At 54.2% G+C, this 15,142-nt stretch carries 11 protein-coding genes; 4 read left to right on the forward strand and 7 right to left on the reverse strand.

Going from position 1 to position 15,142, the window contains the following annotated elements; genetic code table 11:
• The first annotated feature begins 192 nt into the window (after positions 1–192).
• The 4 genes from PLIM_RS24620 (at position 193) to ald (ending at position 6,157) form a co-directional block, all read left to right on the forward strand.
• Positions 193–2,499, forward strand: a complete 2,307-nt coding sequence (locus tag PLIM_RS24620) for a thioredoxin domain-containing protein (RefSeq protein ID WP_013112044.1) — start codon at positions 193–195, stop codon at positions 2,497–2,499.
• Between the two features lie 395 nt (positions 2,500–2,894).
• On the forward strand, positions 2,895–3,221 hold the full coding sequence (locus tag PLIM_RS19555; RefSeq protein WP_013112045.1) for a hypothetical protein: 327 nt from the start codon (positions 2,895–2,897) through the stop codon (positions 3,219–3,221).
• Positions 3,222–3,652: 431 nt separating this feature from the next.
• Complete coding sequence (locus tag PLIM_RS19560; RefSeq protein WP_013112046.1) at positions 3,653–4,831, forward strand: type III PLP-dependent enzyme; 1,179 nt, start codon at positions 3,653–3,655, stop codon at positions 4,829–4,831.
• Between the two features lie 225 nt (positions 4,832–5,056).
• Positions 5,057–6,157: an alanine dehydrogenase gene (gene ald, locus PLIM_RS19565; RefSeq protein WP_013112047.1), complete on the forward strand. Its 1,101-nt coding sequence runs from the start codon at positions 5,057–5,059 to the stop codon at positions 6,155–6,157.
• Between the two features lie 341 nt (positions 6,158–6,498).
• On the opposite strand, the gene PLIM_RS19570 is transcribed toward ald, so the two are convergent.
• From PLIM_RS19570 to PLIM_RS19605, 7 genes are all read right to left on the reverse strand, one after another.
• Complete coding sequence (locus tag PLIM_RS19570) at positions 6,499–6,957, reverse strand: ExbD/TolR family protein (protein ID WP_230849347.1); 459 nt, start codon at positions 6,955–6,957, stop codon at positions 6,499–6,501.
• A 118-nt stretch (positions 6,958–7,075) separates the two neighbouring features.
• On the reverse strand, positions 7,076–7,555 hold the full coding sequence (locus tag PLIM_RS19575; protein WP_013112049.1) for an ExbD/TolR family protein: 480 nt from the start codon (positions 7,553–7,555) through the stop codon (positions 7,076–7,078).
• Between the two features lie 115 nt (positions 7,556–7,670).
• On the reverse strand, positions 7,671–8,573 hold the full coding sequence (locus PLIM_RS23295) for a MotA/TolQ/ExbB proton channel family protein (RefSeq protein WP_230849348.1): 903 nt from the start codon (positions 8,571–8,573) through the stop codon (positions 7,671–7,673).
• A 394-nt stretch (positions 8,574–8,967) separates the two neighbouring features.
• Positions 8,968–10,053 (reverse strand): tetratricopeptide repeat protein, encoded by a 1,086-nt coding sequence (locus PLIM_RS19585; RefSeq protein ID WP_013112051.1) that lies wholly within the window; start codon positions 10,051–10,053, stop codon positions 8,968–8,970.
• A gap of 171 nt (positions 10,054–10,224) precedes the next feature.
• On the reverse strand, positions 10,225–13,845 hold the full coding sequence (locus PLIM_RS19590; RefSeq protein ID WP_013112052.1) for a hypothetical protein: 3,621 nt from the start codon (positions 13,843–13,845) through the stop codon (positions 10,225–10,227).
• A gap of 435 nt (positions 13,846–14,280) precedes the next feature.
• Entirely contained in the window at positions 14,281–14,526 is a 246-nt protein-coding gene (locus PLIM_RS19600) for an anti-sigma factor family protein (RefSeq protein WP_013112053.1), read from the reverse strand.
• A complete protein-coding gene (locus PLIM_RS19605) occupies positions 14,523–15,125 on the reverse strand; it encodes a sigma-70 family RNA polymerase sigma factor (protein WP_041403944.1) in 603 nt (200 codons plus the stop codon). The genes PLIM_RS19600 and PLIM_RS19605 overlap by 4 nt, the downstream gene beginning before the upstream one ends.
• Positions 15,126–15,142 lie beyond the last annotated feature (17 nt).

Consider the following 15,142-nt stretch of genomic DNA (forward strand, 5'->3'; position numbering starts at 1 on the left):
CCTCGGAAAAGGTGTCTGCAGAAGTTTGTCTTGAGCTAAATTGTTGCGGAGGATAACTTCCGCATGCTTCGCCGAAGTTGCGAGTCATGGATGACGATCACTTCGGGCCAGATGCGATTGGTAAAAACGCTAGTAAGTTTTACCAATCGTTCTGGAAAGATTTACAAGTCGAACAAGGCAAGGAGGCCTTGCATGGATCGAGATTCGACCATTGCACGCCATGTTTCGCCCACGACCGAGTCGTTTGCAGGACAGGTTCCCGGCTGGTACGGAGAAATCCCATCGGCTGATCAACCGGTGCCTGTTGCCGATAGCTCCCGTCGGCCTGCGGAGGTGAACTCCCTCCCTGAGACAAAGCTGACTCAGGAAGCATCGAGAGTTTCCCGCTCAGCCGTAGTCTCTGAATCGGGCGTTGAATCTTCCAATAAGTCATCTCTGCATTCTCGATCTCACGATCAAGTTTCTAAGCCTGCGAAGACACAGGCCCATGCCTTGCAGATTGCCCTGTCCCATCGCTCGATCATTGCTGAAGCGGATGCAACAGCCGAGGCGACAACTCCGGAAGTACCGGTTGCTTCTGCTTTTGAGCCTGAGCTTCCAGCGACAATCCGCAGTTCTCGATTTTTCGTTCACGGCAAACTTTCCCGCACAGCAGGTCTCGCGAGTGCCATGGCTCTCACGATGACCTTGCTAGTGGCCGCCGTGGTTGCCATTGTCTGTCCCACGACATGGCCGGCTGGTCTGGGGGGTTCGAATCAGACGCTGAAAGCTGCAGGGACACCGGCCAACTCTGTCGTACTCGACTTTACCGCTTCCTGGTGCGGGCCCTGTCAGCAGATGAGCCCGATTGTCTCGAAACTGCAAAGACAAGGTTATGCGATTCGCAAAGTGGATGTGGATCAGGAACCCAATCTCGCCCGTCAGTTTCGCGTTGATTCCATGCCCACATTTATCCTCGTGATCGACGGCAAAGAAGTGAATCGCATTGTCGGCATGACCAACGAAGCTCAATTGCGACGGATGGCTGAGCAGGCCGTGCAGGGTTCACAACTCGCACGTGGTCAGCAGGAGCGACTGGCAGTTCCAGGTTCAAAACCACTGCCCAAGACCAATAGTTCACCATTCGATGCCGACGGCGTACCCACCACGGTGTTGGGTGAATCATCGCGTCTGGAAGCAGAAATTGTCTCCAACCCTCGCAATGCCCCCGCCGCTCCCCGCACTGGAATTCTCAATTCGATTAGCGAAGGCATGGGCCTGACCCGATCGGCCAATCCTTCTATTCCTGCAGAACCTAAGCCACCGGCAGCTCCCGCCAACGAACTCTTTCGCGGGAACAATGCAGAAGACGATGCCGAAATGACAGTGGCTCATGTTGATCCCACTTTGGCCAGTGTGCGTATTCGAGTTCGCGACAGCCAGGGTGGAATGTCGAACTATGGATCGGGAACCATTGTCGATAGCCAGGCTGGCCGCACGACGATCATCACCTGCGGGCATATTTTCCGTGATCTGAAATCCAAGCCTGTTGTCGAAGTGGATGTCTTCCAGGCTCAAGGGAGTCCTCGGACCTACCTTGGCGAAGTGATGGATTTCAATCTCGATGCGGATGTGGGTCTGATCATGATTCCCACCGAAAAGGCCGTTTCTTTGGCCCGGCTATCCCCTGTGGATGTGAGACTCGGGCCGGGCGAAGAGATGTTCAGTATTGGCTGCGGTGGAGGCGCCAATCCTTCACGCGAAAGTCACAAGGTGACAGCCATCAACCGTTACAACGGGCCGGAAAACATTGAATGCACAGGAGTGCCGATTCAGGGTCGCTCCGGTGGCGGGCTGTTCCGAGCCGATGGTCAATTGGCTGGTGTGTGCATTGCTGCCGATACGAAAGAACGCCGTGGTCTTTATGCCGGTTTGGAACCCATCTGCACCATGCTCGAAAAGCATCGGCTGGGTGCTCTCGTTCGACGAGAAGGTCGAGGCCGGGCGAATACGGCTGTCGCCAGTGCCGCCCGCACGGCTGATGCAGGAAGTTCGTCTGAAGCCATGGGTGACATCCTGATGGCTGGGGGTGGTAACAATCGCGCAGTTTCAGGTGCTGCGGGTAGTAATAACAGTGGCACGAATGCCGCTGCTGAGGCCGCATTGATGAATCAATCGCCCGATGCGGAAATCATCTGCATTGTGCGTCCACGCGGTGGTGCGGGAGATAACAGTCGGATTGTGGTTCTGAATCGTGCCAGCCAGACGTTCATGACCTATCTGATGGGAGAGGTTGACTCTCAGTCGCAGCGTCTGCCGGTTTCACTCCGAGTGGACGACAACCAGCGGCAGACAGCTTCGTCGGTGTCTGAAAAATCAGTGGCCGCCGTTGAACCTGCCAGAGAGCCTGCTCGTGAAGCTCTCGGGCCGAGACCGTGGGTTTCGAGCAATTCGACCGCCTTCAAGCGACAGGTTTTGCCGCGAAGGGAAGAACTTGTGCCTCTGACAGAACGGAAATAGTCCCTTTCCGGCCATTTGCAGTCCAAGTTGGGACGAATTCCAGAAGATAAATCGATTTCGCAGTGGCCAGGCGTGTACTGGCCACTGTATTTTTTTGAAAATCGACTTGTTTTCCCCTCGTCTGGCGGTCGAAATCTCGTGATGAGAATTCGGCGAATGTTACGGGACACCTAATTCCTGGTCAGAGCGATTGATCTTTCTCGGGAAAAACAACGTTTTCATCTAGGCCAGGTGCTTGGATCGGCGAGATTGACTCCTTGGAGAGGGCTTCTGGCCGATTCTGCCGGACGAATTTTCCCGAACTTGGTGAATTTTGTCCGGGTTTATCTTGGCCAAGGCGGTTTGTGTTCGTATTATCCCGCAGTCGAAACACTCAACTTAGGGTCAAACCGAGTATGCCACAGACCATGACAATCCACACCCCGGCAGTTTTGCCAGCTCCGCTGAGCTTTGCGGAGTCGGGTTTGGGTATTGGTGGTCTGCGTCGCTGGCTCTCGGCGATGAATGCCCGCATGTTTTCCGGGCGTCTCAGTGTTGTCTACCGCCGCCGGGCCTCAGCGATTCGCCATGATTCGGCCATTCGCTCGCTGGCCTTGGTTGATCAGGTGATGACGCTGGCCACAGGTATCAGCAAACGCACTCGGCTTTCCGCCTGCACTCATGCACTTCGGCTGGATGGTTCATTGTGCCTTTTGAGTCGAACACCCCTCCTCAAGCGATGATACCGCTGCCCGCAGCCGGCGGGGGTAAACAAACGGTCGCTGCAGTGAGCTATCTCGCGGACGGCGTTCTTTAGGTTGAACAGAAGGTTTACTGTTTGACGCTTCTCTGGCAGCCAGTTACTGGCTGAACAACAGGCGATCTTCCAAACACCTTCTGATTCTGTCACCTCTGCCTGGTTTTCGAATCTCAGTGACTCAATTGCTAATAAGCAATTCAGCACAATGCCCGAACTTCAGTGATCTGGCAGGTTTGAACTCCAGACAGTCGTGCGACTCTCAGTGACTGAGATTTCTCAGCCACTCAGGTCGCAGAGCAGAGACCAAACGAATGTCTTCAGCCGCATGGAGTGAAATGAAGTTTCTCGCCCCGTTTTTTCCCGTTCGCATCCCCCACCGGCAAAAGATTGCCGTTTACCTGCTGGAGCGTTGTCATGGCTGCAATTCTTGATGACCGTACTGCATCCGCTGTTGGCTACCGCGTTGCTGAACCTGTCGTTTCTTTCGAGCAGGCGAAGGAACTCGCCGCCGAGTATGGCACACCTCTCATGTGTGTCTCTCGCTCGGTTGTCGCTCGGAACTATGAAATTCTTCAGGCAGGTCTTCCTGGTGTGGAGCTGTTCTACGCTGCCAAGAGTAATCCTGACCTGACCATTCTCCGCACGCTGCGCAGGCTGGGTGGCTCTGTGGATATCTGCTCTGTCGGTGAACTGAAAGCTGCTCTTCAGGCAGGTTTTACTCCCGAGCAGATGCTGCACACCCATCCCTGCAAGACGGTCGATAATCTCATGACCTGCTACGAAGCCGGCGTGCGTCTGTTCGTTTATGACAATGCGACAGAACTCAAGAAAGTTCATCGCCTGACGCCTGATGTCGGCCTGCTGTTGCGAGTCGCCATGTCGTCAGCTTCCAGCATGATCAACCTCTCGGCCAAGTTTGGTTGTGCTCCTTCCGAAGCGGTTGATCTGCTCCGTCAGGCACGCGAGCTGGGCATGAATGTTCGTGGCATTTCGTTCCATGTGGGTTCACAAACTCTGGAGCCAGGCGACTACGACCGTGCACTGGCCAAAGTGCGGCAGATCTTTGATGACGCTGCCTGCGAAGGGATCGATCTCGAGATTCTCGATATTGGTGGCGGGATGCCCGCTCCCTATCGTGAAGCGATCATCAGCCTCGAAACGTATTGCGATATCGTCCGCCAGTCACTCGAAATCCACTTTGGCGACCTGCCTGTGCGGGTGATTGCTGAGCCGGGCCGTGTGATCTCTGCGGATACGCAGACTTTGATCACCAGTGTGATCGGGAAGTCTGTCCGTCCTAACGGAGCGACACAATACATCATCGACGATGGTCTTTATGGTTCATTCTCGGGCAAGGTTTACGATCACACCGATTTCAACCTGATGGCCGAAAATCATCTGGATCGTCCCTGCTTCCCCTGTGTGGTCGCTGGCCCGACATGCGATTCCACAGATGTGGTCAGCCGTGATCAGGAATTGCCGAACCTGGAAATCGGCGAGCTGATTCTCGTCCCTTCGATGGGCTCATACACCAACGCCAGTGGCTCGACATTCAATGGTCTCGATCTTGTGAAGGCCATCGGCGTGGAGTAATTCCAGGTCACTCATGTCGTTGATTGACGATGGCTGATTTTTGAACCGTTCGTGGTGGATACGCCATGAACGGTTTTTTGTTGGTCATTGAGGTCGAGGTCGAGGTCGAGATCCTATGAATCTCGCCCTCTCGGCATCTGTTGACATCGCCCACAATGGCAATGACCGATATAGTGGAATGACAAGGCGTTCATTTCAGAATTGAGCTAGAGCGGAAGGGCGATCATGCGGGTGGGTGTTCCGAAAGAAGTGAAGGTTGATGAGTATCGCGTGGCCATGCTCCCCGTAGGTGTCGAGGAATTGAAGCGTGTTGGACACACCGTGCTGGTTGAAGCGGGAGCGGGAGTCGGCAGTGGGATTTCAGACGAAGAGTATGCCGAGGCTGGCGCCCAGATTGTGGCAAGTGCGAAAGAAGTCTGGGATCAGGCGGATCTGATCGTCAAAGTCAAAGAGCCACAGGCGGCTGAGTTCCCTCTGATGCGATCTGGCCAGGCGATCTTCACTTACTTTCACTTTGCCGCCAGTGAGACGCTCACTCGAAATGTGATCGAGAGTGGAGTGACGGCGATAGCCTATGAAACTTTGCGTGGGCCGCAGGGCGATTTACCGCTGTTGACTCCCATGAGTGAAATCGCTGGCCGTATGAGTATTCAGGAGGGAGCCAAGTATCTCGAACGGCCACAACTGGGCCGCGGGATTTTACTGGCGGGAGTGCCGGGTGTGGCACCAGCTCATATTGCCATTCTGGGTGGTGGTGTGGTCGGGAAGAATGCGGCTCGAATTGCTGCAGGCTTTCAGGCCGACGTGGTGATTCTCGACATCAACGTGGATCGGCTGCGCTATCTTGAAGACATCATGCCTCCCAATGTGAATACGCTCTTCAGTGACCGACATAATATCCGGCAGCAGCTCAAGCTCGCCGATCTGGTGATTGGAGCTGTGCTGGTGGAAGGTGCCCGAGCACCCAATCTGGTCTCTCGCGAAGACCTGAAGTACATGAAGCATGGAGCAGTGATTATCGACGTGGCTGTCGATCAGGGCGGATGCGTGGAAACGACTCGGCCAACGACACATTCCGACCCGACATATGTCGTCGATGGCATTGTGCACTACTGTGTCACGAACATGCCCGGCGCAGTGGGCCGTACCAGTACCTATGCACTGTGTAACGTGACACTCCCTTACATCCTCAAGATTGCGAAAGAGGGCGTGTTGCCGGCGTGCAAAGGCCATGCAGGGTTGAATCGGGCCGTGAATATTCATGCGGGTCAGGTGACGAATGCCGCCGTCGCCAAGACGTTCCACCTGCCCCTGACCGAACTGTAACAGGCTTATTCACACCCAAATTCTGGGGCAATGTCCTTAGTCTGGAACCCTCTCCCGCGTCTGCGTGGGAGAGGGAAGAAAGGGTGGCAGGGGTCGGATGTCCTCATCCGCCCCCTGGTCAATCGAGTTCACCAGCACAGATGCATCGGTAAACTTCCTCATAACTCCCCATCAAAATGACTTCGAACAACCAGTATCAAATGATCTGGGGGCAAACGAAGACGTTTGACCCCAGCCACACAGACGAACTGTATTGGGCTTAAGCCTCGGATCATAAACGTGAAGTGGCCCGGATGATTCTTATAACCATCCGGGCCGCTTGAATTGCCTGCTGTGATAGATCAGCTGTTTTTAGGAAGTCGCGGCGGGGCAAACTTGATTTTCTCGACATAGCGAACAAGCTGTTTGGTCTGCGGATCGATCTTGCCTGTGCAGTGTGAAACCGCCTTGATGACATACTCGTAGTGAAGTTCGTAGTCGGCATCGATCTCGACTTCGATATCTTTGGTGGCTGGGTTGCCGGGAGTGCCAATGATCTTGAGCACTTCGGCCCCTAAGGCTTCGAAAGCTCCATCTCCCACACCGAGATTACGCTCGCCAAATTTGAGCTGAGCGAGGTTTCCATTGGCATCGGAAATCAGCTTGATCTTGATATCCGGCACCAGAGGAGCATCGCTGCTCTGTTGTGACGACTGGCCCAGCGGCATGTTGATATCGAAGTTTCCTTCAGGAGCCATGATCTTCAGTTGGAGCATGAAGAAAATGAGCAGTTGAAAGACGATATCAATCATGGGTGCCATGGGCACATCCACTTTACCGCCCGTATCTGGTCTGCGTTTGCTGCCCATGAAACTCGATCTCACTCACTGAACCAGGACGTCTCTCGATAGATCTGCTGATTTAAATAAAAAACTGTCGTCACTTCTCTTCCGAAATGGCCTTGAGCGAAAACTTGGTGTAGCCAATTTCCTGACACTTGCGAATCAGCTCCTGCACTTTGCCTGTCGGTACCTCACTGTCGGCCCGGAGGATGACTGTCGTTTCGTCAATCGCCCCCTTTCCACCTTTGGCTTCCGCCAGTCGTTTTTCCTGTTCGAGGAGCGGACCGAAGTTATTGATCGTGAATTTATCACCGGCATAGAACACGATGGGCTCTTCGGAAAGTTTTCGTCCGGAGAGATCACGATCAAAGCCGACGTTCAACACCAGCTCTTCTGCCGGCTTGACTTCGGGCGGTTTGGCCAGCAGGTCTTTCGGGAGCTTGACGCGTTCATCAGCCTTCGTGTTCTCGAAGTTGATCACCACCATGAAGAAGGTGAGCAACTGGAACACGATATCAATCATCGGCGTCATATCCGGTTCAATGACGCTGGTGTGATTCAGACGGCGCTTTGCCACAAGTCGATTCCTGTGCGAATACGATCAGGGATGTCTTTAATTTTCAGAACAGAAATGTGACGGCTCATTTTTTCCTGAGCGACCAAACTCTTGGATCGCTCCAGGCTTGAACCGACTAGCCCTGTGGGGCGGCAGCAGGAGCCGCAGCAGCAGGACGAGCCGCCGGGGCTGCTGGAGCAGCAGGTGCCGCTTGTGGTTTCATACCACTGAAACGGCTCATCAATCCTTCGCTGATGACACTGGCCTCGAACATAAACCGGGCAAAACGATTCTTATAGACAGTGAAGGCGACAATGGCGGGGATCGCCACAATGAGACCTTCCAGTGTCGTGAAGAGAGCCGTGGCGATACCGTCGGCCAGCTCGTAAGGCTTGGGCTGCTGTGTACTGGTCGCAATCACCTGGAAGCTGAGCACCATCCCCTGGACAGTTCCCAGCAGACCGAGCATCGGTGCGACCGAGCCAATCAATGCCAGATAACCGATCTTCTGTTCCATCCCCAAGGCTTCGTCGTCGCCCACTTCCTGCATCGCGTTTTCGACTTCTTCATAGCCACGGGCGAGGCGAGCCATACCAGCTGCCAGGACTCGGGCCACGAATGAATCATCACTTTTCGCAAGTTCGTAGGCACCGGGGTAATCGCGGGCGTTCAGCTTTTCTTCAAAGTCTTCTACGAAGTCAGCAGGAATGTAGTTCACTTTGCGGATCTGCAGAAACAGCATCATGATGAGGGCCACCATGACGAACGAGACGAGCATGATCAGAAAGCCGAAAATACCCGAGGCGCGAATCATCCACGCGAGGAAACTTTCCTGCTTGCGCTGAGCGAGAATATCAGCCGCAGGATCAGCCGCAGCACCACCGGCGGCTGGTGCAGCCGCTTCTTCCTGGGCCACAGCGAGTGACGTTCCCGGAAGATCAACTCCCAGAAGATCGGCCCCTGATGAGAACAGACCTGTTCCCATGCCAATGACAACAATTGCACCAACCAGCCAGAATGCGGTCCAACGACGGTTCAAAGGGGCACCTCTTGCAAGAACTGCGGAGTGATTCAGGGATGTGAAAATTGAGCCATGATGCACTGGGGACATCGAAAGGAAACTCTTTCCGACGACCAGCCAAACATGAAGCTGCTTGCCAAATTCAAAAAACAACAGGAGTCAAACGATCTTTTGGGATCAAGTCACTCGCTGTAACACCGTTACGGAACACAAAACATTCGCTGAAAAGACGAAATCTTCAGGAGAAGATGAAAAATATCGAGTGGATGTTGAACAACGCGTCAAGGCTTGAGTGTAAGTCTGCTGCCCCCCTGATTCCAGAGGCAATCCCTGGAATGGCAGGCAATCGAGAGAAGTTACCTTACGAATATTTTCTGTGCTAATTCTTGCGGCGAATACCAAACTCCGTTCGTTAACTTCCTGAAAGTTTCTTGGCCCAGGGACTGGCGGGATAATCGGCCTCGAGTCGAGCCCGTGCTTCCAACCCCCGGTCAGGGTGCTGAATGACGCGCCACAAGCCTGCCAGATGATAAAGTGCCTCAGCCCGGGCACCTGATTCGTTAGGGTAGTTCAGATCGACATACAGATAAGCCAGCACGGCCTCCATGGGCTTGTTCAGAGCCTGCAGACAGTTGCCTTGCAGGAGTTTGCATTCCGCACCCGTCGCGGCACTGGCCTCTGTCATATTGAGCATGACATCATCCAGAAGTGGCAAGGCTTCCGCATACTTGTTCTGTTGAATAGCGGCTTTGGCTTTGCCCACCATGGCATCGAGCTTGCGTGGTGCCAGCGTTTGATCATCACCTGATGCCGAGATGACTTCGTCGAAAGCAGTCACCGCCTGGGGGATCTTGCCCTGTGCCAGGAGAACTCGCCCCACATAGCTGCGCCCCTGCAATTTCAACGAGGAATCAGTTACTCCCTCAAAGGATTCCAGAACCTTGGCGGCTTCATCAAACGAGCCTTTGTTGACCAGCAGGTCGGCGAGCAAAATCACCGAGGGAAAAAACTGGTAGAAATCTGGGTCACTGGCCTGAATGCCCTTTAATTCCTTGATCGCGTCATCGACTTTCGAGGGTTGAGTCTGAGCCAAAAGGCCCTTGGCGCGGGCCAGGGTGTAGCCGATTTCCTTCTTCACGTTGTCGCTGGGGAACTTGCCATCAGATTTCAACTTCGAAAGAGCCTCAATGGCTTTGTCGAAGCGACCGGCCGCCAGATCTCCACTGGCAATCTTGAAGCTGGCGGGCATGGAATCCCACTCGACTGATTGCAACTCCGCCAGAGGGATGGTGACTTCGTCTCCCGCCTGAGGCTTGACCATCATGCCGGATTTCGTCGAAACCGCAGTCCCGCCCACACGCCCGCCCCCTTTGCGGACGACGATATCTGCTGCTTCAACGGCCAATTGCCATGACAGCAGCAATGCTCCGCACATTAAAAATGGTCGTGCGGCCCGCCCTAACTGATCTCCAAACATCGTGTGAACGTTCTGCATCATATTGATCTGTCCGTAGGGGCTGTTGTTCCGGCCTGCTGGCTACCTGGGTTCACTGCTCTCAACGAGTGGCAGAGCTCAAACACGCTGGAAAGTTGTCTTTGAAGGAGTTGTCACAATTCGAAGGCTGATTCAGCATCTGTTTTTCAGGTGGAGAGATAATCCTCACACGATTTAGCCTGGTGGTTCGACGGGAGGCTTGGGACGGGGTTTGGGAGTTCCCGCAGGTCGAGCCGTCTTCTCACCAGTCGCTTTTTCGCCGGTGGACTTTTCACCCGCAGTGCGAGTGGCTGTCCCTGAGGGCTTTGGACGACTGGCCGGCTTGGGTGGTGCCTTTCCAGTCGGTTTCGTCGCAATGTCAAAATCAAAATTTCCCAGAGCGGCGGGGGCTCCTCCACCAAAATCAACATTCAACGACGTGGGTTCACTCCGGCCAGGTGTTTTGCGGGAACGCTTTTTCTGCTTGTTTCCATTCATGACGAAGAATCCCACCACTCCCAGGCAGGCCACCACAATCCCGCCGATAATTGCATAAGATGTGGTGGTCGACATCGGCGGAGCAACTTCGGTGATCTTCTCTGGCTCGTCGGGCTTTTTGTCGGACGCTTTCTGGTTGCCAGTAGCTCCCGCGACTCCAGCTTCACCGCTTTCAGGTGTCTCGGTGGTTTCGGCCTCGGAAATCATCGCCACTTCACGCGACAGCGGCATATCGACAGCGGGTTTGCCGGAAGCTTCGAGGACTTTCCGATACAGATCGTTGAATCGTCCGCGCTGTTCGGCGGTCAAATCGGGAAGCACACTCAAGCTGGCAACCAGTTCAATTTCTGCGTTTTTCAGCTGAGTGGCTCGTTTCTTCTGATCCCCCTGAGATTCTGCCAGAGCCAGGCGTGCAGTTCCGGCGTTGTAGCGGGCATCGAGATATTGCGGCAACAGATCGGCACGGCCACTGTCCATCGCCTGCTGCAATCGCTGACCTAAGGCGCCAAAACCCCAGACACCTGTGGCCGGGTTACCGATCAGTGCGATGTTCAGATACTTGGCATCGCTGTTTGTGCCCCAGTCGAGATAGAGCTCAGCGGCCTGTGTCTGCAGGACGACATCATTTTTTCTTGAGGCGAGCAGTTCGTTGATGATCTTCTCACCCGCTTCGAAATTCTTCTTCATGCGATGAGCACGAATCAACCGCACTTTTGTCGAAAGGAGTTGATTCGCACTGGCAAACTCGGGCTCATTTTCACTGCGGCTGAGAATCGATTCGAAGGCCTCGACGGATTTCCCGAAGAACTGATCCTGCTTTTCCTGATCACCGGCACTGGCCTCACCTAAAGCCGCATAAGTCTCACCAATCCAGCTCAGCGAAGCCCAGGTCTGACCTTCGGTCCGCTTGGAAAGATCTCCCATGAATTCTTCGAAGGCCGTTCGCAACTGGTTGTAGCGTTCGGTTTCGCCCGTTTCTTTAAAACGATCGAGTTCTTCTTTCAAAAGTTTGCTGATGCCGATGTACAGTTGAGTCACGTCTGCCCCGGCCTGACCAGCAGCGACCTTTTCCAGATCCTTCATGGCCTGGTTGGCTTCTTTGGTCTGGCCAGAGCCGATGTAGGCCCTGACGAGCAGTTTGAGTGTTTCACCAGCAAAGGCGCGATTCTTGATTCCAGTGGCTGGCCGCTTCTTCTCATCCGGGACTTCAATCGCTTTTCGGGGAGAATGTGGTTCTGCCGTCAACAGTTTGACCGCTTCTTTATCCTGACCTTGTCCCACCAGAATCTGGGCCAGCGACCATTTGCCAGCAATCAGTTCCGGAGGGGATGTTCCTTCCGGTGGCAGATTCTCAGAGATCTTGGCGACACCCTGTTCGAGCTTCTTTTGAGCCGTCTGACGCCATTCGGTCATCTGGGCGGCATCTACGCGCATCGATTCGGGCTTCGTGGCTTCCGCGAGATAGGCATTCCAGAAGGCCTGCCCCGCTGCCATTTGTGCTTCGGCATATTTACCACCCGTTGCTGGAATCTGCAGATACCAGCCGGTGGCATCGATAAAGCGTTTTTGCAGCTTGTAGAGATTTCCCATCTGCATGCGGACATCGTTGGCTTTTTCGGTATCCGGGAATCGCTTGAGCATGCGATTGGCGGCATTCACCACAGCCTCAAGTTCTGCTTCGCGAATCGCCCCTTCGGATTGACTCTCCTGATAAGCCTGCACGAGCGACATCAGCGAGAGGTACGCCGCATCGAGTGCCAACTGCTGATCTTCGTCGCCACGGGCCATGATGGCGGCCTGTTCGCAAATCACGGCGGCCTCGAAGCTCTTGCCAGTCAAGTAGGCACACAAGCCATAGAGATAGCGGGCCTTGTTGACTTTGACGGGGTCATCCTGCCGACCGGCCAGCTTCAGTGCCAGCTCAAAGGATCTCAGAGCTTCCTGATCGAGCAGAGAAAGCTCCTGGCGCATTTTGGCGAGTTCGGCTGCTGGTTGTTTCGCAGCGGTGGCTTCTTCGAAAAGCTTCTGCTTGTCTTGTCGTTCCTGAAGTTTGGCCTGAGCCACGAACAGAGCTGGTTCGAAAGCATCGGGCGCCTTTTCATCGCCAGAAATCTTCTTTTCGAGTCGGCGGAGAATCTCCATCCCTTCTCGACTGAACTCGCCAAACTGTGAGACATCGCGAGCGTGTGTGGCTGCCAATCGCCAGAACTTTAATTGTTCGGGCTTGATGAGATTGCGGTCATCTCCCAATCCTTCATAGGCCTTTGCCAATTCGAGTCGAATCCCGAGACCGACGCGACTTCGGAGCAGCGACTTATTCCCTTTGACCCACTCCTCGCCTTGAGAAGTCACAGCAGCGTAATCAGGTGGTGACTTTCGATTGAGGCAGATCAACTGGAATTGCCGGGCCTGATCTTTCAGTGCCGACATCGATGGGCTGTTATCGGGCTGATCAAGAATCTCTTTGTAGATACCGAGAGCCTTGGGGAGATCACCCTGCTCTTCAAAGCATTTTCCCTGCCACATTCGCGACACGAGCCCAGCCACATTTGTGCGGTACTTCTGATGCAGTTTTTCGTAAGCGTCAGCTGCTGCCTGCAGCAATTCTTTTCGCTGGGCACTATCCAACGGATGAGTCTGCGCCTCCTCGTAGCTCGAACGGGCCAGGTCGAGCTGGACGCTGATCAGTCGATTTTCCGTCTCCGCCCGGGCCGCAAACTTTTCGGCATCCGCCACCTTATCGATGTGCGTAGGGAATGCCTTAAGTGCTGCCTGATATTGATTTTCCGCAGTTGTGAGAATTTCGCGAGCTTCGCTGGCCGACTTCCGAGCTCGATCATTGGCTTCAGTGGCAGCAGCGCCCTGAAGTGTTCGAGCACTGCCGACTTCTGCCGAAGTACGAGCCAGTAAAATCTCGGCACGCCTTAAATTGGCTGTGGCTGCTTCGGGCGCATTGGGCGATTCTTTGACGAATTGATTGAGGTAAGCCAGTGCGGAATCGAGTTGAGCCGTCTTTGTTTTTGAATCGCGATTGATTTTGGCGGCATCAAGTAAGGTGATGGCGCGTTCGTAGGGAATTCGTGATTTCAGAGTCGCATCAAGTTGCGGTCTGGCTTGTAACTGATCCAGATACAACAGAGCGGTGTCGTGGTAGCCGCGACCTCGCAGGCGTTCGATAAACAGCAGATCTTCTTCATTCGCCAGCGCCAGTGGTTGCAGCGACCAGGCTGCGATCGCCACATACAAGACTGACGCACCAACCTGACGGCTTGTCGCATGCTTTTTAGCAGCACGAACAGCGTTTTTCGCCTGTGACATGGGATCAGCACCCTGCGGAAGATTCTCGGTGATCGTACAAATTCCAGCTTCTGAATTGGATTAGCCCGCCAGGGGACAGCCAGCTCAGACGTATCAAATCGCTGTCTGCCAAGTCGAGCAGAATCAACCCATTGAAAAACTGAAATCATCGACGGGCCAGAGACCCATTGAAGTGTCCGTTCACCATACACAGCAGCAAGTGCAGATCGCAAGGAGAGACCACCGGCAAAGATCGAGAAGTCTCTGGTGGTTCCCAAAAGGGAGTCGACAATGAACACTTGGTTTGGCCGATTCTTTGCGATCTTGAATCGCCAGGCATTTCACATCGGCCTCAAGAGGCGGGCCACCAGATGTTCAGAATCTGTCTGGTGCTCCTGCGAATATTTTCGGCCGAAAACAGTGGTTATTCCCGGCTGTGATCACTCGAAAACCGGCCTAGGCAGCGGTCTGAGACTGGGCATACAGGATGGCCTGAATGATCTCTTCGGGCACAGGTTCCACTGTTTTTTCAGGAATCCCGGCCACCAGTTTCAAAGCCACCAAAGTGCGCTGATACCCCTCCAGATAGGCGACACAGGCGGGGCATTCGGCCAGATGGGCATCAAATTCGCGCTTCGTTGCCTGCGAAAGCTCTCCATCGAGATAAGCACTGAGAAAATCGGCGACTTCACGGCAGTTCATAGTTGGTCTCCTGAAAACCAGGGTTCAAGTAAAGTTCGTAGCGCTTGCCGGGCTCGATGCAGACGTGTTTTGACGACATCGGTCGTGGTCTGAAGGGACTGGGCTGTTTCTTCCGTGTCGAGGCCTTCGATATCTCTGAGCAACAGAACTGTGCGGTAAATCTCTGGAAGCTCGTTGATTTTCTGATGCAGAAGTTCCCTGAGTTCGTTTCGCTGGGCTAACTCTTCGGAACTGAGTATGGGACATCGCGGCTCAATGCGATGATGATCATCATCTGTGAACGTCGGTAAAAAGGCATCAATCGTGCGTTTTTCCCGGCGTTCTCGAACCTGCAACTTTTTGAGAGCCGCATTGACGACAATGCGATGCAGCCAGGTGGAAAACTGCGAGCGAGCGTCAAATTGGTGGATTTTGCGAAAGGCTGAAAGAAACGCTTCCTGCATCGCCTCGCGGGCATCGTCATCATGACGCAGGATGCGGCGGGCCACGTAATACATCGGATTGCAATAACGGCGCACAAACATCTCAAAGGCTTCGCGTTCACCGCCTCGCAATCGTTCAATTAGCTGCTGTTCGTCTTCTGCGGGGACATCGTTCATCCTGTCTGGTTCTGGCG

The organism is Planctopirus limnophila DSM 3776 (genome assembly GCF_000092105.1).
Taxonomy (GTDB): domain Bacteria; phylum Planctomycetota; class Planctomycetia; order Planctomycetales; family Planctomycetaceae; genus Planctopirus; species Planctopirus limnophila.